Below are 20,593 nucleotides of genomic sequence, written 5' to 3'. Positions count from 1 at the left end.
CCAAGTAGGGTGGCCTCATGAAATATCTGGACGTCGACGGGGTCGGACGGGTCAGCCGAATCGGCCTGGGCACCTGGCAGTTCGGCTCGCGGGAGTGGGGCTACGGGGAGGGCTACGCCTCCGGCGCGGCGCGCGACATCGTGCACCGGGCCCGCGCCCTGGGCGTCACACTGTTCGACACCGCCGAGGTGTACGGCCTGGGCAAGAGCGAGCGGATCCTCGGCGAGGCGCTCGGCGACGAGCGCGCCGAGGTGGCGGTGGCCAGCAAGGTCTTCCCGGTGGCCCCCTTCCCCGCGGTGGTCAAGCAGCGCGAGCGCGCCAGCGCGCGCCGGCTCGGCCTGGACCGCATCCCGCTCTACCAGATCCACCAGCCCAACCCGGTGGTGCCCGACTCGGTGATCATGCCGGGGATGCGCGACCTGCTCGACGACGGGAAGATCGGCGCGGCCGGCGTCTCCAACTACTCGCTGGCGCGCTGGCGCAAGGCCGACGCGGCGCTCGGGCGGCCGGTGATCAGCAACCAGGTGCATTTCTCGCTCGCCCACGCCGGCGCGCTGGAGGATCTGGTGCCCTTCGCCGAGCGCGAGAACCGCATCGTGATCGCCTACAGCCCGCTGGCCCAGGGGCTGTTGGGCGGCAAGTACGGCCTGCACAACCGCCCCGGTGGCGTGCGCGCGGTGAACCCGCTGTTCGGCACCGAGAACCTGCGCCGCATCGAGCCGCTGCTGCAGACGCTGCGCGACGTCGCCACCACGGTCGGCGCCAGGCCGGCGCAGGTGGCGCTGGCCTGGCTGATCAGCCTGCCGGGCGTCGTCGCCATTCCCGGCGCGTCCAGCGTCGAGCAGCTCGAGTTCAACGTCGCCGCCGCGGACATCGAGCTCCCCCCGGATTCGCGTGACGCGCTCACCGGCGCGGCGCGCGCCTTCCGGCCCGCCTCGGCCGGGCGCTTCCTGACCGACCTGGTCCGGGAGAAGCTGGGGCGTTAGGACTGGGCGGAGTCCGCGAACGCCGCGGGGGTCGCGGGCGCGCCCCTGGCCACCACGACCGGCATCGACGTCGACGCGTTGGTGCGCAGGATCGTGTGAACCACGTCGATGAGGTCCTCGACCGGCATCAGCTTGCCGGGCATGCAGCCGCGGGAGGCCCACAGCGGGGCGGCCTTCATGGCGAGGTCCATGTCCCAGCCGGTGGTCATTCCCGTCGCCGCGTCGCCCTCGCCTCCCCCGCACTCCCCCACGATCAGGTTGGTGAAGCCGACGTCCGGGTGCTCGGCCCGCCAGGCTTCCACCAGTCGTTCGAGGGCCGCCTTGCTGACGCCGTACGCGCCGAGCCCCGGCCACGGCGGGCCGAAGGTACCGGCATCGGAGGCCAGGTAAACCACCTTGCCGGCGGACGCCGTCAGGTGTGGCATCGCCGCGGCCGTGACCAGCGCGGCGCCCACGACGTTGGTGTCAAAGACGCGCCGCCACGTCTCGGCGTCGGTGTCGACCATGCGCATCAGCGGGCCGATGGCCGGTGTGTAGACCAGGTTGTCGATGCCGCCGAGCGCTTCGGCGGCGGCGGCGATCGCCGATCGGCAGGACGCCTGGTCGGTCACGTCGCATTCGACGGCGACCGCGCCCGGTCCCGCCTCCTGCGCGGCGGCCTCGGTGCGCTCGCGGCGCCGGGCCAACAGCGCGACCTTGTCGCCCCGCTGAGCGAGGCCGACACCGATGCAGCGACCGAGCCCGCTCGAGGCGCCCACCACCACTGTCCTTGACATATTTGCCCTCTCTTGTAACGAGCTGCCGTCGGCAAAAACCTACCGGATATCGCCCATCGCATGGCGAGAGCTCGGCCGATTAGTTGCTGACGACGGTGTTCCGGTCCCCCAACTTGGCCCGGTACATGGCCGCGTCCGCTCGGGCCGTGATCGTGTCCTCGGAGTCGCCGGGAAGGGCAAGCGTGGCGCCGATGCTCAGGGTCGCGCGGAAGGTCTTGCCGGATACGTGGATGGGTTCGGCCGCACGACAGCGAATCTTCTCCGCGATCTGGCCGAGCTCGTCGATGCTACGCACTCCAGGCAGCAGGACGAGAATCTCGTCGCCGCCCGTCCGGCCGACGGTGTCCCCCCGGCGCACGCTCCCCCGTATCCGTGCCGCCAGCGTTGCCAGGACGAAGTCTCCGATGCCGTGCCCCCACGTGTCGTTGATGTCCTTGAAATGGTCGACGTCGCAGAACAACACGCCGACATACGTCCCGGCGGGTTGCGTTTGCTGCAGCGCGGAGGCGAGCCGGTCCATGGCCTCGGCGCGGTTCACCAAGCCGGTGAGGGTGTCGAACCGCGCCAACCGTTCGAGCCGCTGCTCCGCTTCGACCTGATCGTCGACAATGCGCACCGCGGCGATCAGACCGTCGGTGTTGCCCTCGGCGTCGACGTACGGTTTTCCGTGGCCCTCGACCCAGTGGTAGCTGCCGTCGTCGGCGCGGACCCGGAACCGTTGCAGCACCGATTCGCCGGCCGCGACGCGCCGCAGGGCGGTGATGACCGTCTCGAGGTCCTGCGGATGGATGTGGCGGTTGAAGTCCGAGCCGGCCCAGGCCTGCGGTGGCCGGCCCAGCGCGGCCTCCACGGACGGCGAGATCCACGCGATCTCGCGGTCGCGCAGGTGCACGATGATGTCGACCGCGTTCTCCGCGAGGATGCGGTAGCGCATCTCGGCGTCGGCGCGTTCCTTGCTGACCAGTTCCTTCTCTATCAGCAGTTTCTGCTCGCGCTGGCTGAGGTAGAACGTGACCGCCCCGACGACGAGGGCACCCACCAGCACCGAGAAGGTCCACTCCGCGTGCTCGCCCAGCCCGAGCCCCAGGAAAACCGGCCGCGACAGCGCAACGATGACCGGAAAACCGGCGAGGATCCCCACCAACCTCAGCAACGACGTCCGATCGGGTCGGGCGAGCAGCCAAGCGACCGGGAACCGGTCGGGGCGCGCCAGCGACGTCGCGGCGGCGAGCAGCAACAGCGCGAAGGCCGTCATGAGTGCCTGGCCGGTCGAAGGCGAGTAGCCCACCAGCGACAACGTGTTGAACAGGTAGGCCCCGACCGTGACGAACGGGATGGCCGCGCCGGCGGCCATGCATGCGGGCCAGATCACGCGCGTGCGCCGATCCACTCGGATCAGTGCCGCAGCGGCCGCCAGGAGCAGGGCCGACGCCGCCGTCTGCGGGCTCGGGCGCCCTGGCCAGGTCTGTTGCGACGCGCGCACCGCGTCGGCGAACCACACCTGGTCCAGGGCCGACGACGACCCACCGTTCGCGTATTCGGCAAGGATTATGGCCGCGAGGGCGCCTACCACCAGCGCGAACCCGCGCCCTGCCCAGACGCCGCCCCGCGACGGGTTGCCCGACTGTGCCAGGACCGCCGCACCCAGCGCCGCCAGCCACAACGCGGTCCACGGCATCATCTGCGGCCAGCTCGGATCGACGCGGGTCAGGCGGTCGACACCGGCCGCCCACCCCACCCACGTCGCGGCGGAAAGGCCGAACCCCACCAGCAGGGCGAGCCGTCGGCACCACGCCACGTCATTCAGGCACGCCTCGGGGCTCTGCCTGGCCATCGGCTGCCCCTTCCCTCCCCCGCGGCGACGCAACCGACAGTGTGCGCGCAGAGGTGCCGGGTGTCTCGGGGCAAAAGGTCATCGACCTCAGGGCGAAAGGTCACCACTGTGCGACCCGGCGATCGTGCGGGCCCGTCAGCCGCCGTCGGGGGCTTGCAGCACGACGGCGGTGTGGGCGTCCACGGTGAGCGCGCCTCCCCCGGGCACCTCCTCCGCCGGCGTCTCCTCGTCGGGCCCGGTGAAGACCACGAGCTGCCAGGCGGCGCCGAATTCCTTCGGCGGCAGCGTGAATTCGATCGGCTCGTGGTGGGCGTTGAAGCACAACAGGAACGAGTCGTCGAGGACGCGCTGCCCCCGGGCATCCCGGTCGGGGATGCCGTGGCCGTTGAGAAACACCGCGACCGACTTCGCGAAGCCCGCGCCCCAGTCCTCCTCGGTCATCTCGGCGCCCTCGGGGGTGAACCAGGCGATGTCGGGCAGCCCGTCCTGGCCACGGCGGCCCAGCGGCTTGCCGGAAAAGAACCGCCGCCGCCGGAACACCGGGTGCTTGGCGCGCAGTTCCGACACCGCGCGGGTGAACTCCAGCAGGCCGTTGTCCGTTTTTGCCCAGTCGATCCAGGTGAGCTCGTTGTCCTGGCAGTAGCCGTTGTTGTTGCCCTGCTGGGTGCGGCCCAGCTCGTCGCCGTGGCAGATCATCGGCACACCCTGGGAGAGCAGCAGCGTGGTGAGGAAATTGCGCTGCTGGCGAGCCCGCAGCGCATTGACGTCCGGGTCGTCGGTCGGCCCCTCCGCGCCGCAGTTCCAGGACCGGTTGTGGCCCTCGCCGTCGTTGTTGTCCTCGCCGTTGGCCTCGTTGTGTTTCTCGTTGTAAGACACCAGGTCCCGCAGCGTGAACCCGTCGTGGGCGATGACGAAGTTGATCGACGCGACCGGGCGGCGCGCGGTGTGCTCGTAGAGGTCGGCCGACCCGGTCAGCCGGTAAGCGAATTCGTCAAGGGTCGACGGCTCACCGCGCCAGAAGTCGCGGACGGTGTCGCGGTACTTGCCGTTCCATTCGGTCCACTGCGGCGGGAAGTTGCCCACCTGGTAGCCGCCCGGCCCGACGTCCCACGGTTCGGCGATCAGCTTGACCTGGCTGATGGTCGGATCCTGTTGCACCAATTCGAAAAACGTCGCCAGCCGGTCGACGTCGTAGAACTCGCGGGCCAGCGTGGCGGCCAGGTCGAAGCGGAAGCCGTCGACGTGCATCTCGAGCACCCAGTAGCGCAGCGAGTCCATGATCAGCTGCAGCGCGTGCGGGTGCCCGACGTTGAGGCTGTTGCCCGTGCCGGTGTAGTCCATGTAGTAGCGCTTGTCGTCGTCGACCAGCCGGTAGTAGGCGGCGTTGTCGATTCCCCGCATCGACAGCGTCGGGCCCAGGTGGTTGCCCTCGGCCGTGTGGTTGTAGACGACGTCGAGGATCACCTCGATGCCGGCCTCGTGCAGGGCCCGCACCATCGCCTTGAACTCCTGCACCTGCCCGCCGGGGGAGGTCGCGCTGGAGTACTTGAAGTCGGGGGCGAAGAACCCGATCGTGTTGTAGCCCCAATAATTCGAGAGGCCCTTGTCCACCAGGGTCGAGTCGTTGGCGAAGTGGTGCACCGGCATCAGCTCGATGGCGGTGACGCCGAGGCTCTTGAGGTGCTCGATGATCACCGGGTGCGCCACGGCCGAGTAGGTACCGCGCAACTGTTCGGGGATGTCGGGATGGGTCTGGGTGAGGCCCTTGACGTGGGCCTCGTAGATGACGGTGTCGGCGTACTGATGGTCCGGTGGCCGGTCGTTGCCCCAGTCGAAGTAGGGGCTGATCACCACCGACTTGGGCATGCTGGGTGCGGAGTCGTCGTCGTTGCGGCTGTCGGGGTCGCCGAAGTTGTAGCTGAACAGCGACTGGTTCCACTCGAACGTGCCGTCGATGGCCTTCGAATAAGGGTCCACCAGCAGCTTGTTCGGGTTGCACCGCAGGCCGTTCTCCGGCTCGTACGGGCCGTGCACGCGGTAGCCGTAGCGCTGGCCGGGTTCGATGCCGGGAATGTAGGCGTGCCAGACGAACCCGTCGACCTCGGGCAGCGGGATCCTGCTCTCGGTGCCGTCGGCGTCGAACAGGCACAACTCCACCCGCTCGGCCGCCTCGCTGAACACCGCGAAGTTGGTACCGGCGCCGTCATAGGTCGCGCCCAGTGGATAGGCCCTGCCCGGCCACACTTCACCGGTGGGCGTGGGGGCGAGGGTTTCTGGGCTGGTCATGGCGCAATTGATACCCTACCGGGGCGTTTTCCAAACCGTGGCCCGGAAGGCCTTGCAGCGGAGCGGTTTTCAAGGTTTTAACATGACCTTGACCGCGCCGTCCTGCTTTTTCTGGAAGATCTCGTAGGCATGGGGGGCCTCGTCGAGGGGCAGTACGTGGGTGGCGAAGGTGTCGACTCCGAGCGGGTCGTCGTCGGTCAACAGCGGCATGATGTCGTCGACCCACCTCTTGACGTTGGCCTGGCCCATCCGCAGGGTCACCTGCTTGTCGAAGAGGGTGAGCATCGGCACCGGATCGGCCATCCCGCCGTAGACGCCGATCAGCGAGATCGTGCCACCGCGCCGCACGATGTCGATGGCGGAATACAGGGCGCTGAGCCGGTCCACGCCGGCGGTCTGCATGACCCGCTTGCCAAGGAAGTCCGGCAACATCCCGCTGGCCTGCTGGGCCAGCCGCGCGGCGGGCGAGCCGTGCGATTCCATGCCCACCGCGTCGACCACCGAATCGGTGCCCCGGCCGTCGGTCAGGTCGCGGATCGCGTCACCCAGGGGTGGGTCGAGCCGGCCCAGATCGATGGTGTGAATGCCGCGCTGGGCGGCCCGGGCCAGGCGCTCGGGCACCAGGTCGACGGCGATCACCCGGTGGCCGAGGTGGTCGGCGATGCGCGCGGCCATGTCCCCGATGGGCCCCAGGCCCAGGACGGTCACCGATCCGCCGTCCGGGATGTCGGCGTAGGCCACCGCCTGCCAGGCGGTCGGCAGCACGTCGGAGAGGTAAACGAAGCGCGAATCCGGCGGCCCCGCAGGGACTTTGATGTGGGTGAACTGCGCCTGCGGGACGCGCAGCAGCTCGGCTTGCCCGCCGGGGATTTCGCCGTACAGCTCCGAGTAGCCGAACAGCGCCGCGCCCATGCCCTGGTCGCGCACCTGGGTGGTTTCGCACTGGGTGTAGAGCCGCTTCTCGCACATGTAACACCGGCCGCAGGAGATCTGGAAGGGAATCACGACCCGGTCGCCGACGCGCAGGTCGCCCGCCTCGGGGCCCACCTCGCGCACGACTCCCATCGGTTCGTGGCCCAGGATGTCGCCGGGCGTCATGAAGGCCCCGAGGATCTCATACAGGTGCAGGTCGGACCCGCAGATGTTGGTGGAGGTGACCTCGATGATGGCGTCGGTGGGCCGTTCGATCTTCGGATCGGGCACCGATTCCACCCGAACGTCGCGCTTGCCCTGCCAGGTGACCGCTTTCATGTGCATCGCACATACCCGCGTCGCGCCGGCCGAAACGGCGCGGGTGGCCGGGTTAAGCGCCGCGCTGGGCCCGATGGGGGCGCTTGAGCGGGTGCTCGCTGTCGATCAGCGACCTGGCGATCTCGATCAGCTTGGTATTGGATTTCTGGGATAGCCGGGAGAGCAGTTCGAACGCCTCGACGGCATCGAGGTTGAAGCGTTCCATGATCACGCCCTTGGCCTGGCCGATGACGTCCCGGGACGCCAGCGCGCTGCGGAATTGGTCCTGGCGGCGCATCATCGACCACGCCAGGGCGACATGCGCGGCGAAAACGCCTCCGATTTCCAATGATTCGTCGGTGAACGAGTGCGGGTGCTCGGCATAGAAGTTGAGCGCGGCCATGCTGGCGCTGTCGGCGAACAGCTCGTAGGACAGGATCGAGCGGATCGGGGTCTGCTCGAGCGCGTGCCGCTGATAGTTCGGCCACCGTCGGTCGATGTTGAGATCCTCGACATGCATCACGTGGTGCTGCCACCCGGCCTCCAGGCAGGGACCCTCCCCGCACCGGTTCTGGATCGCGTCCAGGACCATCGGATAACGGTGCGTGGCGACCACGTTGCTGACGGCCTTGGCCTTGTCGGCCAGGGTGATCCCGGCGTACTGGCAGCCCGCCACGTGCCGGGCCCCGCTGTCGACGAGTTCGTGCAGACCGACGGTGGTTTCCATCCCATTGCGATCAAGCTCGGCGATCAGCCCCGCCAGCTGGGCCACCACCGTGTTCACATCCTCCCGCGCCACGGCATCACCCCCTCGGGGTCTCTGGGTGCGCATACTCGCCCATCATGCGCCTGCGCGCAGAACGAAGTCTATGGCCACCCGGCGAAGCGCAGGGCTCGCGTGACGAACGGGGCCGCCGGAAGCGAAAAGGTCCCGCCCCGCCGAGCGCCGGCCGAAAACGGGAACCGTTGCGGCGCAAGGCTTACGGTGGAATGCCGCGCCGCGTCGGCGGCTCCGGGCGAACCCCCATCACCCGTTACACTCGCGTGGTGACCTCGATCGTGATCGTCGGCAGCGGTTTCACCGGATTCACCTGCGCGCGCCGGCTGGCCCGGCTCCTCGGCAGACGTCGCGCCCCGGTCGACATCACCATGATTTCCCCGGTCGATTACATGCTCTACACGCTGCTGCTGCGGGCGTCGCGGGCGGGGTGGTCGACGCCCGCTTCGTCGCGGTGCCCCTGGCCAACACGCTCAGGGGGGTCCGCGCGGTGCGCGGGCGCGTCGACGGGGTGGACTTCGCGCGCCGGACCCTGACGTATTGCGATCCCGAGGAACGCAGCCACGACATGTCCTGGGATCGGCTGGTGCTCACGCCGGGGTCGGTGACCCGGCTGTTCGACGTGCCCGGGCTCGCCACCCACGCGCGGGGGCTGAAGACCACCGCCGAGGCCCTCTACCTGCGCGACCACTTCGTCGAGCAGCTCGAGCTGGCCCACCTCGAGGACGACCCGGCCGGCAAGAAGGCGCAGGCCCGGCGCACCGTCGCCGCGGCATCGACGTCCGGCTCGGCACCACGCTCAAGGAGGTCCATGCGGATCACGTTGTGCTCAGCGATGATTCGCGGGTCGACACCCGCACGGTCGCCTGGGTCACGGGGGTGACCGGCGCGCCGCTGATCCAGAAGCTGGGGCTGCCGACGGAGCGAGGGCGGCTCAAGGTGCAACCCGACCTGCAGGTGCCCGGCCACCCCGCCGTCTTTGCGGCCGGCGACGCGGCGGCGGTCCCGGACCTCACAGAGCCGGGCAAGATCACGCCCCCCACGGCGCAGCACGCCACCCGTCAGGGCAAGGTGCTCGCCCGCAACGTGGCCGCCAGCCTGGGACACCGAACGAGCAAGCAATACAAGCACCGCAACCTGGGTCTCGTGGTCGACCTGGGACCCCGGTACGCGGTCGCCAACCCGCTCAACGTGCACCTGTCGGGCCTCCCCGCGAAGGCCGTGACGCGCGGCTACCACCTCTACGCGATTCCGCGGGCGGTCAACCGGTGGGCCGTGTCGCTGGCCTGGCTGACCGACGCGCTGTTCGACCGCTCGGTGGTGTCGATCGGTCTGTCCTCCCAGGAGGACGCGCAATTCGCCGCGAGCGAGGGCATTCCGATGCCGAAGACGAGCTAGCCGCCGGTCCGCTTCTTGGCTGCCGTGCTCTTCGAGCGCAGAGTGGAGTTGGCCGCCGACAGCGCGGCGTTGTCGTCTTCCAGGCTGAGGATGCGCGCGATGCCGGCCAGGTTCACCCCGGCGTCGACCAGCGCGCTGATGCGCTGGAGCCGGGCCAGGTCGTCGGCGCTGTAACGCCGCGTTCCGCCGCCGCTGCGGGCCGGCGTCACCAGCCCGTAGCGTTCGTAGAGGCGCAGCGACTGCACCGGAATGCCGGAAAGTTCGGCGGCTACGGAGATTCCGTACACCCCCCGATCGGGCGCCGGCGCACCGGTGTCACCAGGGTAGTCGGTCATCGAGCAATCTCCTCAGCAAACTTCCACAGAAAACCTGTTTATCACACTTGCGCTTGGCTGTCGATGGTGTTATATCAAACCTATGTCATTGGACATAGGAAATAGCCCGCTTCAGAGTCAGAGATTGGAGTGAGAGGTGACTGCCATGCTGATGCGCACCGATCCGTTCCGTGACCTCGATCGATTCACCCAACAAGTGTTCGGCACGGCCGCCCGGCCCGCCGTGATGCCGATGGACGCCTGGCGCGAGGGAGACCACTTCGTCGTCGAGTTCGACCTGCCCGGCATCGACGCCGACTCCCTGGACATCGACATCGAGCGCAACGTGGTGACCGTGCGCGCCGAGCGCCCGGCCCTCGACCCCGACCGCGAGATGCTCGCCACCGAGCGGCCCCGCGGGGTGTTCAGCCGCCAGCTCGTGCTGGGCGAAAACCTCGACACCGACAGGATCGAGGCGTCCTACTCCGAAGGGGTCCTGCGGCTGCACATTCCGGTGGCCGAGAAGGCCAAGCCGCGCAAGATCTCCGTCGGCCGCGGCAACGGCCACCGGGCCATTGACGACAACGCGGCGAAGCGGGAGGTGATTGACGCCTGATCGGGTGGCGGCCGGGGCGGCCGTCCGGCGCCGCCCCCGGCCCCCGCCGACGTGTCGACCAGAGGAGGCGGTCCGAGATGAATTGGCAGCTAAACGGCCAAACGCCACACGTTGAGCAGGCCTTGGCCGGCGGCATGCCGCAACGGGTGGGGTGGTTCCGCTTCTACTTCGCCGACCAGCGGTGGGAATGGTCCGAGGAGGTGCAGCGGATCCACGGATACGAACCCGGCCGCGTCACGCCGACCACCGACCTGGTGCTCGCGCACAAGCACCCCGACGACCGCGGACAGGTCGCGGCCACCATCGACCAGATCCTCAACACCCGCGAGGCGTTCAGCACCCGCCACCGGATCATCGACACGGGTGGCAAAGTCCGCCACATCGTCGTCGTCGGTGACCAGCTCTTCGACGAGACCGGCGACGTGATCGGGACGCACGGGTTCTACATCGACGTCTCACCGCTGGCCGAGCGCGCGCAGGAGGAAGTCGTCACCGCGCGGCTGGCGGAGATCAGCGAGCACCGCGCCAGCATCGAGCAGGCCAAGGGCATGCTGATGCTCGTCTACGACATCGACGAACACGCCGCGTTCAACCTGCTCAGGTGGCTGTCCCAGGAGGCAAACGTCAAGCTGCGGGTGTTGGCCGAGCAGATCACCGAAGACTTCCGCGGCACCGGCCTGGCTCTCAACGTGCAATCGGAGTTCGATCACCTGCTGCTGACCGCGCATCGGCGCGCCCACCACCCCGACGGCCGGCGGGTCACCGGGTAGCGGATTTGCGCGCGGCCCCCGGTTGCTTGCGTCCGCGGGTGCGGCTCGCCTTCACCAGCGCCGCGACGGCGTTCTCGATGCCGTCGGCGAGCGCCTCGATGTCGGGCGCGGCGTCGTAGTCGGCGGTGATCCCGAAGATGAACGCGTCGGCGTAGCTGAGCATCGCGATGCCGGTGCGCAGCTGCAGGGCGATCGGGGGGACCGGGAGGATTTCCAGCACCTTCCGGCCCATCAGTGATTGCTGCTTTCGTGGCCCGGGAACGTTGGTCGCCAGCGCGACCACCGCCCGCTGGGGCAGCCGCGCCAGCAAGCGAATCCCCCACGCGGTCAACGCGAACGGGATGTTCTTGGCCGCCGAGACCAGCGCGCTGCCCCCCTCGCTTTGACCGCTGGCCTTGGCCCGGGTGAGCCGGCCGTGCACCAGCCGCAACTGCTCCACGGGGTCGGCCTCGTCGACCGGCAGCAACGGCAGCATCGCCGAGACCTGGTTGTCGGTCATGCCGAAGTGATTGGTCGGGCGAACCGAAACGGGAACGAGCGTGCGCAGCGAGTTGCGGCCCGGCCGTTCCCCCCGCTCGAGGAGCATCTTGCGGTAACTGTCGGTGATGGCCGCCAGGGCCACGTCGTTGAGGGTCACGTCGAATGCCCGGGCGACCCGCTGCAGGTCGGCCAGCCGGACGCGGGCCGCGCTGAAGCGCCGCATCGTGGTGACGGGCCCGCTCAGCGACGATTCCGGCGCGAGGCTGAACATGCTTGCCGTGAGTTCGGCCGCGCCGACGGCGGCGTGTTCGGCCGTCGCCGCCGCGGCGAGCGCGCCCCGCCCGAGGTCGCCGATCCAGCTCAACGGGTTGAGGCTGAGCTTGGGCAGGCTCGGCGGCCCGGACCGGTCCGGCTCCCTGGCGCCGCGTATGTCGGTGGCGAACGTGCCGCCGCGATCATCGGCGTCGTCGCTGAACCTCGCCAGCAGCTGCGTCGTCGCGATGCCGTCGGCGATGCAGTGGTGAATCTTGGTCAACACCGCCCATCGGTCGCCGCTGAGGCCCTCGATGAGGTAGCACTCCCACAGCGGGCGCTCGCGGTCGAGCCGCCGCTCCATCACGGTGGCGATGGTTTCGAACAGCTCGGCGTCCCCTCCGGGATGCGGCAGGGCGAGGCGGTGCAGGTGGCGCGTGATGTCGAAGTGCGGGTCGTCCACCCATTCGGGCGCGGCGAGGTCCAGCGGGTGGGTCCGCAGGATCTGCCTGCACCGCGGAATGGTCGGCGCGCGGTCGGCGAAGGCGGCGACGAACTCGTCGAAGTCGGGAGCGGGCCCCTCCATGACCGACACGCCGCCGACCGCCAGGCTCACGTGCGGATCGGCGTCTTCGACTTCCAGGAAGGTCGCATCGAGCGCGGTTAATTGCTCCATCTCGCTACTTTCCGCCCCCGCGCGGCCCCGCGGTGAGAGCCAGAAGTCCTCAACTTTCGGGGCCTAATGACGGCAGCGCGGCGGCATCGGCGGGTCATATCGTGGGGCTCATGAGCGGGTTCAACTACATTCGGTTTTTCGAGGAGATCGGCATCGACGACGTGCCGGTGGTCGGCGGCAAGAACGCCTCGCTCGGCGAGATGTACCAGAAGCTGTCCGGGCGGGGCATCCGCGTCCCGCACGGGTTCGCCACCACGGCGCAGGCGTACCGGCACATGTTGGACAGCGCCGGCGCCTGGGACGCGCTGCACGCCGAGCTCGACGACCTCGACGCCAACGACGTCGCCGCGTTGGCGCGCAGAGGCAAGCGCGCCCGTGAAATCGTCTACGGCGCCGGGCTTCCCGACGACTTGGCCGCCGAGATCGTGTCCGCCTACCGCATGCTGCAGGCCGAGTACGGCGAGGAGGTCAGCCTCGCGGTGCGCAGCTCGGCGACGGCCGAGGACCTGCCGACGGCCAGCTTCGCCGGCCAGCAGGAAACCTTCCTCAACATCACGGGCGCCGAGAGCCTGCTGGACGCGTGCCGCCGTTGTTTCGCCAGCCTGTTCACCGACCGGGCCATCCACTACCGCGTCGACCAGGGCTTCGACCACTTCAAGGTGTCGCTGTCGATCGGCATCATGAAGATGGTGCGCTCCGACCTCGCGTCGTCCGGGGTGATGTTCACCATCGACACCGAATCGGGCTTCAACGACGTCGTTTTCATCACGGGCGCCTACGGCCTCGGCGAGAACGTGGTCCAGGGCGCCGTCGACCCCGACGAGTTCTATGTCCACAAGCCGACCTACCTGGCCGGCCACCGCGCCGTGCTGCGCCGGCTGATCGGCGACAAGGCGGTGAAGATGGTCTTCGTCGAGGGCGGCACGAAGCAGACGACCCGCAACGTCCCCACGCCCAAGGCCGACCGCGCCCGCTTCTGCATCACCGACCCCGACGTGCTCGAGCTGGCCGGCTATGCGTGCACCATCGAGGGCCACTACGGGCGGCCGATGGACATCGAGTGGGCCAAGGACGGTCTCGACGGGAAGCTCTACATCGTCCAGGCGCGCCCCGAAACGGCGGCTTCCCAGCGCAGCCTGACGACGGTGGAGTCCTATGTCCTCGAGGGTCGGGGCGAGGTACTCGCCGAGGGTCGTTCGGTCGGCGAGAAGGTCGCATCGGGCGTGGCGAAGCGCATCGACCACCTCGAGCACCTGTCGGACTTCCAGCCCGGCCAGGTGCTGGTCGCCGACATCACCACGCCGGACTGGGAGCCGATCATGAAGATCGCCGCCGCGATCGTCACCAACCGCGGCGGGCGCACCTGCCACGCGGCGATCATCGCGCGCGAACTCGGCATCCCAGCCGTGGTGGGCGCGGGCGACGCGACGACGAGCGTGCCCGACGGCGAGGTCGTCACCGTGTCCTGCGTCGAGGGCGACACCGGGCGCGTCTACCGCGGCGAGGTCGCCTTCCACGTCGATCGCACCGAGGTGGCCGGCCTGCAGCGGCCCCGGACCCAGATCATGGTCAACCTCGGCAACCCGGATCTCGCGTTCAAGACGTCGTTCTTGCCCAACGACGGCGTGGGGCTGGCCCGGATGGAATTCATCATCAGCGAATACATCAAGGTCCACCCGTTGGCCCTGCTGCACCCCGAAAAGGTCGGCGACGCCGAGGCGCTCCGGACGATCGGGCGGCTCACCCACGGCTACCCCGACGGCGGCGCCTTCTTCGTGGAGCGCCTCTCCGAGGGGATCGGCACGATCGCGGCCGCCTTCTGGCCGAAGCCCGTGGTGGTCCGGATGTCTGACTTCAAGACCAACGAATACGCCAGCCTGCTGGGGGGCAACGCCTTCGAGCCGGCCGAGAGCAACCCGATGATCGGTTTCCGCGGCGCCTCGCGCTACGCGCATCCGGCCTACGCGGAGGGGTTCGCGCTGGAGTGCCGCGCGATGAAGCGGGTCCGCGAAGAGATGGGCCTGACCAACGTCATCATCATGCTCCCGTTCGTGCGCCGGGTGGCCGAGGCGGACCTGGTGCTGCAGACGATGGCCGAACTCGGCCTGCGGCGCGGGGACAACGGGCTCGAGGTGTACGCGATGTGCGAGATCCCGAACAACGTGATCCTCCTCGATCAGTTCGCCCAGCGCTTCGACGGGTTCTCCATCGGCTCCAATGACCTGACCCAGCTCACGCTCGGCGTCGACCGCGACAGCGAGATCGTCGCCTTCGACTACGACGAGCGCGACGACGGCGTCAAGGAGATGATCCGGCTGGCCGTGGAAGGCTGCCGCCGCAACGGAATCCACTCGGGGCTCTGCGGCCAGGCGCCGTCGGATTATCCCGACATGGCCGAGTTCCTGGTCCGCACCGGCATCGACTCGATCAGCCTGAACCCCGACGTGGTGGTGAAGACCACCCGCCAGATTCTCGAGCTGGAGCGCCAGGCGGTGCCACTGCAGTGAACGTGTGTGGTAGCGCCGGTGATACCGCAATTGGGAATCATCCAATGGCCCGCACGATGCCGTTTTGCCCGACCAGGTGACTTTCATTTCCGATGGCGCCGGTGATACCACACATGGAGATCACGTCATGGTCGGACCACGGTGCTCGAGCGCCTGATGTGATCAGTGAACCCGCTCCGGTTGGCGATACAGGGCGGCGCCGGCGGTGACGCCCGCGCCCGCGGCGATGAACAGCACCCGCGCGCCGGCCGGGAGCCTGTCGGCCTGCGGTTCGAACGCAGCAGCCAGCGCGGCGGTGTGCATGCGCTGATCGTCTGCGACGCAGACCTTTTCGATCGGTATCCCGAGCGCCTGGCTCAGCGCGGCGCGATACCCGGGCCGGGCCGGCGCGGCGATGACCAGGTCGATGTCCGCCAGCCCCACGGATTGGCCGTCCAGGCAGGCCCGTGCCGCCGACGCGGCCGCCGCGGCGAATCGCTCGTCCATCGCGTCCGACTGGTTGAACCGCAAGACGTTGCGCGCGTCGGCGAATCCCACTGTGGCCGAGAACGCCTCGGGTTCGTCGGTGTTGACCCAGGACACCCGGCTCAGGCCGTCGTCGTCGTCGGTCCAGCGGCACAGCAACGCCGCGCCGGCGGGCGAGAACGGAAAGTGCTCGCTCATCCCGTGTCCCGGATCGGCGTCGCTGGCCACCACCAGCGCGCGCTGCACGCTGTGCGTCCGCAAGAACCCGTCGACGATGTGCAGTGCGGTCAGCACTCCGCAGGCGCCGTTGGCGACGTCGAAGGAGAAGGTGCCGTGGGCACCGGCGTGCGGATCCTCGGGATTGGCGCCGATGTCGTCCTGGATCAGCGCGGCCAGCGCCGGCTCCCCCAGGTTGCGGTCGCGGTAGATCCCGGCATTGACAACCAGATCCAGTTCGTCGGGGTCGCACCCCGCCCGGTGCAGGCAATCCTTCGCGGCCGTCACCGCGAGGTGCAGCGCGCTGTGCCGGCCCCGCAGCCGCGGGTGCGCGAGGTCGACTCGATCAATGACCGTGCCCATAGCGGTTCACCAAGTCCTCATCCAGGGTCAGCAAGACCACACCGATCTCCAATCCCGAGGCCAGCGCCAGCAGCGCGACCGTTTCTCCCGGCGCGATGCGCCCGGCCTCGAGTTCCTCGACCAGAGCCACCGTGTGGGTGGTCGACGCCGTGTTTCCGTATCGGTCGACGGTGATCACCGCGTCGTGCCGGGGGCTGTCGCCGAACGCCTCCGACATGCGGGCCATTCCCTTGCGGATGGCGCGCGCCGAGGTCTGGTGCGTGATCACGTGGTCGATGTCGTGTACCGAAATGCCCACGGCGTCAAGCACTTCGCTCAACAGCAACGGCGTGTTGGCGATCGCGGCCTTCTGGATGGCGCGGGAGTTGGTGAACATCCGCGCACCCGGGTCGTGGCCCTCCGGGTAGGCCAGGCAGAGCCGGCTGTAGTCCGCCACCGTGGTGAAGCCGGCGAGGCTGATCCCCGCGGAACCCGCGGGCGCCCGCTCGAGCAGGAGCGCGGCGCCGGCGTCGCCGAGCGTCAGGCAGGCCAGTTCCTTGCTCATGATGTTGCGAATGTGGCGGGCCGCGTTGTGGCTCAGTTGCGAGATGTACTCGCCGCTGACGACCAGACCCCGCTCGACGATCCCCTGCCGGATCCAGTTGTTCAGAATCGTTACCCCGGTGAGCATTCCGGCGCATGCGTTCGACACGTCGAAGGTCATCGCCTGCGTGGCGCCGATCGCGTGGGCCACGGCGGCGCTCATCGTCGGCTCCAGCCACTGGGTGAGCCCGCCGCGGAATTTCGTGATGCTGCAGCTGATCACGACGTCGAGCGAGGCCGGATCCTGCCGCGCCTTGGCCAAGCAATTCAGCGCCGCCGAGGTGGCCAGACTGTAGGAATCCTCGTCGCCCACGGAGACGCGGCGCTCGCGGATCCCGGTCAACCGCTCCAGATCGATATGGGTGCGGTGGCGGGTGGTCGCCATCAATTCGTCCGTCGTGAGCCGGGTTTCGGGCAGCTGCCGGCCGGCGCCGGCCAGCCGGGCGACGAACGGGGCGGGAGCGCCCTCCCCGGCGGTCTCCATCACCAGCCAATGCCGAGTCATCATCCATACCTCCTGTCTCGGCCGCCCGTCATCCGCGGAACTCGAGGACCTCGGTCACCAGGCGCCGAGCGGTGGATTCGATGTGCCGGCCGTTGAGCGTCGACGCGCCGACCCGGATCAGCAGCTGCGGCGTTCCGGCGGTACCGGTGAGCTGGGCGATGGTGTCGCGGCTCATCGCCATCTCGGTCATGTGCGTCAAGGTGCAGGTGGCGACGCCGGCGACGGTGCACTCGAGCAGCACCGCCGACAGCGCCTCACCGCAGCGCAACACGTCCAGCGGGGCGTCGTCGTGGCGGGTGGACAGCACGAGGATCTTGGAACGGTCGTGGTCGACGCTACAGCGGTGCGGGTCCTCGGCGGCCGGCGGGAAGGCGCGGGCGACGTCCACCGCGGCGGCCTCCGGGCCGGAGACCAGCGCGCTGTCGGGCACATGGCTGGCGTCCGACTCGAATGGCGATGTCCACCAGCGCAGTTCGGACACGTAGGACGTGTCGAAGCGACGCAGCTGCTCGGTGAGCGCAGACGCCTCCGCCAGCGCCGGTCGCGCATCGTCAGCCACCACGTCCAGCATCACGTCGTAGGGAAGAACCGCGCGGCGCAGCGCCGGCTCCAGCGACGGCCACGCGGGGGGTGCCGCGAACGGCAACCGATCGGTGCGCCGCCGCCCGATCGCGGCGGCGCGCTGTCGCTGCGCCTCCGTCACGGCCTCACTGGGCCGGAACTCGACGGTGGCGAGCAGGTCAGGTTCGGACGGATCGGGGAGGCGGGTGGTCGCGCAGTCCCAGCCGGCGGCGGCCATGGCGACCCGGAGGTGGTCGAGCACCGCGCCGCAACTCAAGATCAATTCGCGGCCGGTGCGGTCGGTCGCGTGCATCATCCGGCGGGGGTCCGCCCACAGCTGCAGCCCCGCACCCTGGACGACCCACCGCCAGGGCTGGCTGTTGTGCAGCGACGGTGCGCGGCCGGCCAACATGACCGCGTCCCGGATTACCTCGGAGTCCGGCGCCTTCACCAGCATGTCAACCACCCCACTTAGCTCTGAGTTCGACACTAAGAATGGGGTTCGCCGTGCTGACAGGGCCGTAAGTCCCGAACGACCGGGGCGTTCGGCTCCTAGGGGGAGCGCCAGACGCCGACGGCCTGGCGCGCCGCGTCCCCGGGCGGCCCCGAGGTGTCGATCCGGTGCGCGGTGCCCCAGTCGGCTTGCTGGGCGGCCATGGCGGCCGCGATCTCCGGGGTCACCTCCGAGTTGCCCGGTGCCCTGGTGGTGATCCGGGCGGCCGCCGTGTCGGTCCCCGCCACGCACCTGAGTTCCACCGTCGCCGAGTGCGTTTCGGCGGCCAGCCGGTGGGCCCGGGCGCGCATCTGCGGATCCCGCCAGGTGCCGTCGAGAATCACCGATTGCCCGTCGCCCAGCAGCGGGCGCGCCCGCCGCAGGGCGGCCGCGTAGACGGTCGCGACGTTGCCGGGGTGATAGAGCCCCTGATCGAGGACGCCGGCGTCCCCGGTGATCGCGCCCGAATCCCGCAGCTCGCGCCGCACGTCGTCGGTGGAGATCACCTGCGCCCCGGTCCGTTCGGCGAGCGCGCGGGCGACGGTGGACTTGCCGGTGCCCGGGTTGCCGCCGACGAGCGCCAGGCGCACGCGACCGGTTTCCAGGTGCTCGACGGCGATGGCGAGGTGCCGGGTGGCGTCCCCGGCGGCCCCCGGCTTGCCCTGTGACAGCCGCACGCAATCGACCTTCGCCCGGACGCCCGCGCGATAGGCGATGTAGAAGTGCGCCAGCGCCGGCGGCACCGCACGCCCCGAGTGCGCGGCGTAGCGCTGCAAGAAATGCTCGCCAAGGTCCCTGCGGCCCAAGAACTCCAGATCCATCGCGAGGAAGGCGGCGTCGTCGACGCAGTCGACGTAGCGGAGCTTGTCGTCGAACTCCAGGCAGTCCAGCAACGCGGGTTTGCCCCGCACGCAGAAGATGTCGTCGGCGAGCAGATCGCCGTGACCGTCGACGATGAGCCCTTCGTCGAGGCGCCGCCCGAACAGGGGCCCACGGCCGGCGACGAATTCGGCGGCCAGGCGCCGCACCCGCGACAAGGACTCGGGCGGCAGCGTGCCGGCGTAGCGGTCGAGTTCGGCCAGGTTGTCCCGCCAGCGTCGGTCGATCGCGGGGGCCTCGCCCTCGGCGCTGATCACCGGGCTCCGCTCGGCGCCGTCGTGAAACCGCGCCAACGCCGCGGCGATGGCATCCAGCACGCTCCGAACGGAATCGCCGGTACCGCGGCTCACCATGGACGCCAGCCGGTCCTCGTCGCGGTAGCGGCGCATGACGACGATCGGTTCGGCCGGCCCGCCGCCGGGGTCGCTGAGGTACGCCACGCCGAGGTAGCTGTCCGGCGACAGCCGGCTGTTCAGCTCGACTTCACGCCGGCACGCCCGCTCGCGCTGCTCGGGCGCGCGAAAGTCGAGAAAGTCGGTCAGCACCGGCTTCTTGGCCTTCAACGCCCGCTCGCCCACCAGCACGACCATGCCCGTGTGGGTTTCGTGCACGTCGATGTAGGGCACCGCGGTTGTGGTCACCGACCCAGCGTCCGTCGCCGGGCGCGTCACTGCCAAGTCCTAGGACGACCGCGCGACGATCACCGGCATCCGGACCGAGTGCACGACGGCGTTGCTGACCGAACCCAGCAGCGTCCGCGCGATGCCGCCCCGGCCGTGGCTGCCGAGGACGACCAGCTGCGCGGACTCCGATTTTTCGATCAACTGGCGAGCCGGCCGGTCACAGACGAGCAGCCGGTGCACCGTGACGTCGGGGTAGCGTTCCTGCCAGCCGGCCAGGCGTTCGGCCAGGCTGCGCTCGGCTTCGGCCTTCACCACGGCCCAGTCGAATCCGGGAAGTTCGAGCACCTGGACGTCACTCCAGGCATGCAGCGCCTGCAGGTCGACCCCGCGGCGCGAGGCCTCGTCGAAGGCGATGGCCGTCGCAAGCTCGGAGGCGGGCGATCCGTCGATTCCCACCAGCACGGGGGCTTGCTGCGGGTGAGGCATCAACGGGTCTTCGTCCCGAATGACCGCGACCGGGCACTTCGCGTGTTGGACCACGCCCGAACTGACCGAACCGAGCAACAGCCGGCCCACCGCCCCGCGCCCGTTGCTGCCGACGACGACCATCTCTGCCTGCTCGGACAGCTCGACCAACGTGGCCACCGGGGGTGAACACTTCAGTTCGCTGCTGATCGCCGGCTTGTGGTCGCCCTGGACGGCGTCCTCGGCGATCTTGACCGCCTGCTCGAGGGCCTGCCGGCCGTCCTGTTCCTGCCATACCGTGACCCCGGCCGGAAGCGGAATCTGGGGGAACGTCGGCACGTAGGTGCTGTACATGTGGACCAGCGTCAGCGGGACGTGCCGCATCGCCGCATCGCGGGCCGCCCAGCAGACGGCGGCGTTGGAAGCCGGCGATCCGTCGACGCCGACGACGATGCCGTGGCGGTTCATGGGTGTAGCCATCGTTTTCCTCCCTAGTCTGGTGAAAACGCTATTGGCCGAACGGTCCTCGATCATGAGG

The 20,593-nt window shown here is 69.4% G+C and carries 16 protein-coding genes and 1 pseudogene; 5 read left to right on the top strand and 12 right to left on the bottom strand.

Annotated features, from left to right (window positions below; translation table 11 throughout):
* The first annotated feature begins 17 nt into the window (after positions 1 to 17).
* The gene (locus tag BN4348_RS32865; RefSeq protein WP_066908546.1) at positions 18 to 986 is read left to right on the top strand and encodes an aldo/keto reductase; all 969 of its coding nucleotides are present in this window, start codon (positions 18 to 20) and stop codon (positions 984 to 986) included.
* Here the strand turns inward: BN4348_RS32865 and BN4348_RS32860 are convergent.
* The 5 genes from BN4348_RS32860 to BN4348_RS32840 form a co-directional block, all read right to left on the bottom strand.
* Complete coding sequence (locus BN4348_RS32860) at positions 983 to 1,750, bottom strand: SDR family oxidoreductase (RefSeq protein WP_084453930.1); 768 nt, start codon at positions 1,748 to 1,750, stop codon at positions 983 to 985. The genes BN4348_RS32865 and BN4348_RS32860 overlap by 4 nt on opposite strands.
* 91 nt (positions 1,751 to 1,841) lie before the next feature.
* Positions 1,842 to 3,596, bottom strand: coding sequence for a sensor domain-containing diguanylate cyclase (locus BN4348_RS32855; RefSeq protein WP_066908540.1), 1,755 nt, complete (start codon positions 3,594 to 3,596; stop codon positions 1,842 to 1,844).
* A gap of 135 nt (positions 3,597 to 3,731) precedes the next feature.
* Positions 3,732 to 5,882, bottom strand: a complete 2,151-nt coding sequence (glgX, locus tag BN4348_RS32850; protein WP_066908537.1) for a glycogen debranching protein GlgX — start codon at positions 5,880 to 5,882, stop codon at positions 3,732 to 3,734.
* A 69-nt stretch (positions 5,883 to 5,951) separates the two neighbouring features.
* Positions 5,952 to 7,133, bottom strand: coding sequence for a zinc-dependent alcohol dehydrogenase (locus tag BN4348_RS32845; RefSeq protein WP_066908534.1), 1,182 nt, complete (start codon positions 7,131 to 7,133; stop codon positions 5,952 to 5,954).
* A gap of 52 nt (positions 7,134 to 7,185) precedes the next feature.
* Complete coding sequence (locus tag BN4348_RS32840) at positions 7,186 to 7,944, bottom strand: GAF and ANTAR domain-containing protein (RefSeq protein ID WP_066908531.1); 759 nt, start codon at positions 7,942 to 7,944, stop codon at positions 7,186 to 7,188.
* 215 nt (positions 7,945 to 8,159) lie between these two features.
* Here BN4348_RS32840 and BN4348_RS32835 point away from each other — a divergent pair.
* Positions 8,160 to 9,288, top strand: a pseudogene (locus BN4348_RS32835) (NAD(P)/FAD-dependent oxidoreductase).
* Here BN4348_RS32835 and BN4348_RS32830 read toward each other — a convergent pair.
* Positions 9,285 to 9,623 carry a MerR family transcriptional regulator gene (locus BN4348_RS32830; RefSeq protein WP_066908528.1) on the bottom strand — a complete coding sequence of 113 codons (339 nt, stop codon included), beginning with the start codon at positions 9,621 to 9,623 and terminating at the stop codon, positions 9,285 to 9,287. The pseudogene BN4348_RS32835 and the gene BN4348_RS32830 overlap by 4 nt on opposite strands.
* A gap of 145 nt (positions 9,624 to 9,768) precedes the next feature.
* Here BN4348_RS32830 and BN4348_RS32825 point away from each other — a divergent pair, with 145 nt between their 5' ends.
* Together BN4348_RS32825 and BN4348_RS32820 are read left to right on the top strand one after the other, a co-directional pair.
* Positions 9,769 to 10,218 (top strand): Hsp20/alpha crystallin family protein, encoded by a 450-nt coding sequence (locus BN4348_RS32825; RefSeq protein ID WP_066908525.1) that lies wholly within the window; start codon positions 9,769 to 9,771, stop codon positions 10,216 to 10,218.
* Between the two features lie 77 nt (positions 10,219 to 10,295).
* The gene (locus BN4348_RS32820) at positions 10,296 to 10,988 is read left to right on the top strand and encodes a PAS and ANTAR domain-containing protein (protein ID WP_066908522.1); all 693 of its coding nucleotides are present in this window, start codon (positions 10,296 to 10,298) and stop codon (positions 10,986 to 10,988) included.
* Here BN4348_RS32820 and BN4348_RS32815 read toward each other — a convergent pair.
* A complete protein-coding gene (locus tag BN4348_RS32815) occupies positions 10,978 to 12,396 on the bottom strand; it encodes a WS/DGAT/MGAT family O-acyltransferase (protein ID WP_066908519.1) in 1,419 nt (472 codons plus the stop codon). The two genes, BN4348_RS32820 and BN4348_RS32815, sit on opposite strands and share 11 nt — an antisense overlap.
* Before the next feature lie 110 nt (positions 12,397 to 12,506).
* On the opposite strand from BN4348_RS32815, the gene ppsA reads away from it, so the two are divergent.
* Complete coding sequence (gene ppsA, locus BN4348_RS32810; RefSeq protein WP_066908516.1) at positions 12,507 to 14,903, top strand: phosphoenolpyruvate synthase; 2,397 nt, start codon at positions 12,507 to 12,509, stop codon at positions 14,901 to 14,903.
* 162 nt (positions 14,904 to 15,065) lie between these two features.
* Here ppsA and BN4348_RS32805 read toward each other — a convergent pair whose 3' ends face one another.
* From BN4348_RS32805 to BN4348_RS32785, 5 genes are all read right to left on the bottom strand, one after another.
* The gene (locus tag BN4348_RS32805; RefSeq protein ID WP_066908513.1) at positions 15,066 to 15,947 is read right to left on the bottom strand and encodes a 3-oxoacyl-ACP synthase; all 882 of its coding nucleotides are present in this window, start codon (positions 15,945 to 15,947) and stop codon (positions 15,066 to 15,068) included.
* Entirely contained in the window at positions 15,931 to 17,034 is a 1,104-nt protein-coding gene (locus BN4348_RS32800; protein ID WP_066908604.1) for a 3-oxoacyl-ACP synthase III family protein, read from the bottom strand. The genes BN4348_RS32805 and BN4348_RS32800 overlap by 17 nt, the downstream gene beginning before the upstream one ends.
* A gap of 28 nt (positions 17,035 to 17,062) precedes the next feature.
* Entirely contained in the window at positions 17,063 to 18,052 is a 990-nt protein-coding gene (locus BN4348_RS32795) for an Acg family FMN-binding oxidoreductase (RefSeq protein ID WP_066908510.1), read from the bottom strand.
* A 95-nt stretch (positions 18,053 to 18,147) separates the two neighbouring features.
* Positions 18,148 to 19,557 carry a bifunctional aminoglycoside phosphotransferase/ATP-binding protein gene (locus BN4348_RS32790; protein ID WP_066908601.1) on the bottom strand — a complete coding sequence of 470 codons (1,410 nt, stop codon included), beginning with the start codon at positions 19,555 to 19,557 and terminating at the stop codon, positions 18,148 to 18,150.
* Between the two features lie 90 nt (positions 19,558 to 19,647).
* Positions 19,648 to 20,535, bottom strand: a complete 888-nt coding sequence (locus tag BN4348_RS32785) for a universal stress protein (RefSeq protein WP_066908507.1) — start codon at positions 20,533 to 20,535, stop codon at positions 19,648 to 19,650.
* Positions 20,536 to 20,593: the final 58 nt, after the last annotated feature.

The organism is Mycobacterium interjectum, from assembly GCF_900078675.2.
Lineage (GTDB): Bacteria > Actinomycetota > Actinomycetes > Mycobacteriales > Mycobacteriaceae > Mycobacterium > Mycobacterium interjectum.
The sequence above is the reverse complement of the archived record's forward strand: the minus strand, read 5'-3'. Positions and strand labels throughout refer to the sequence as shown.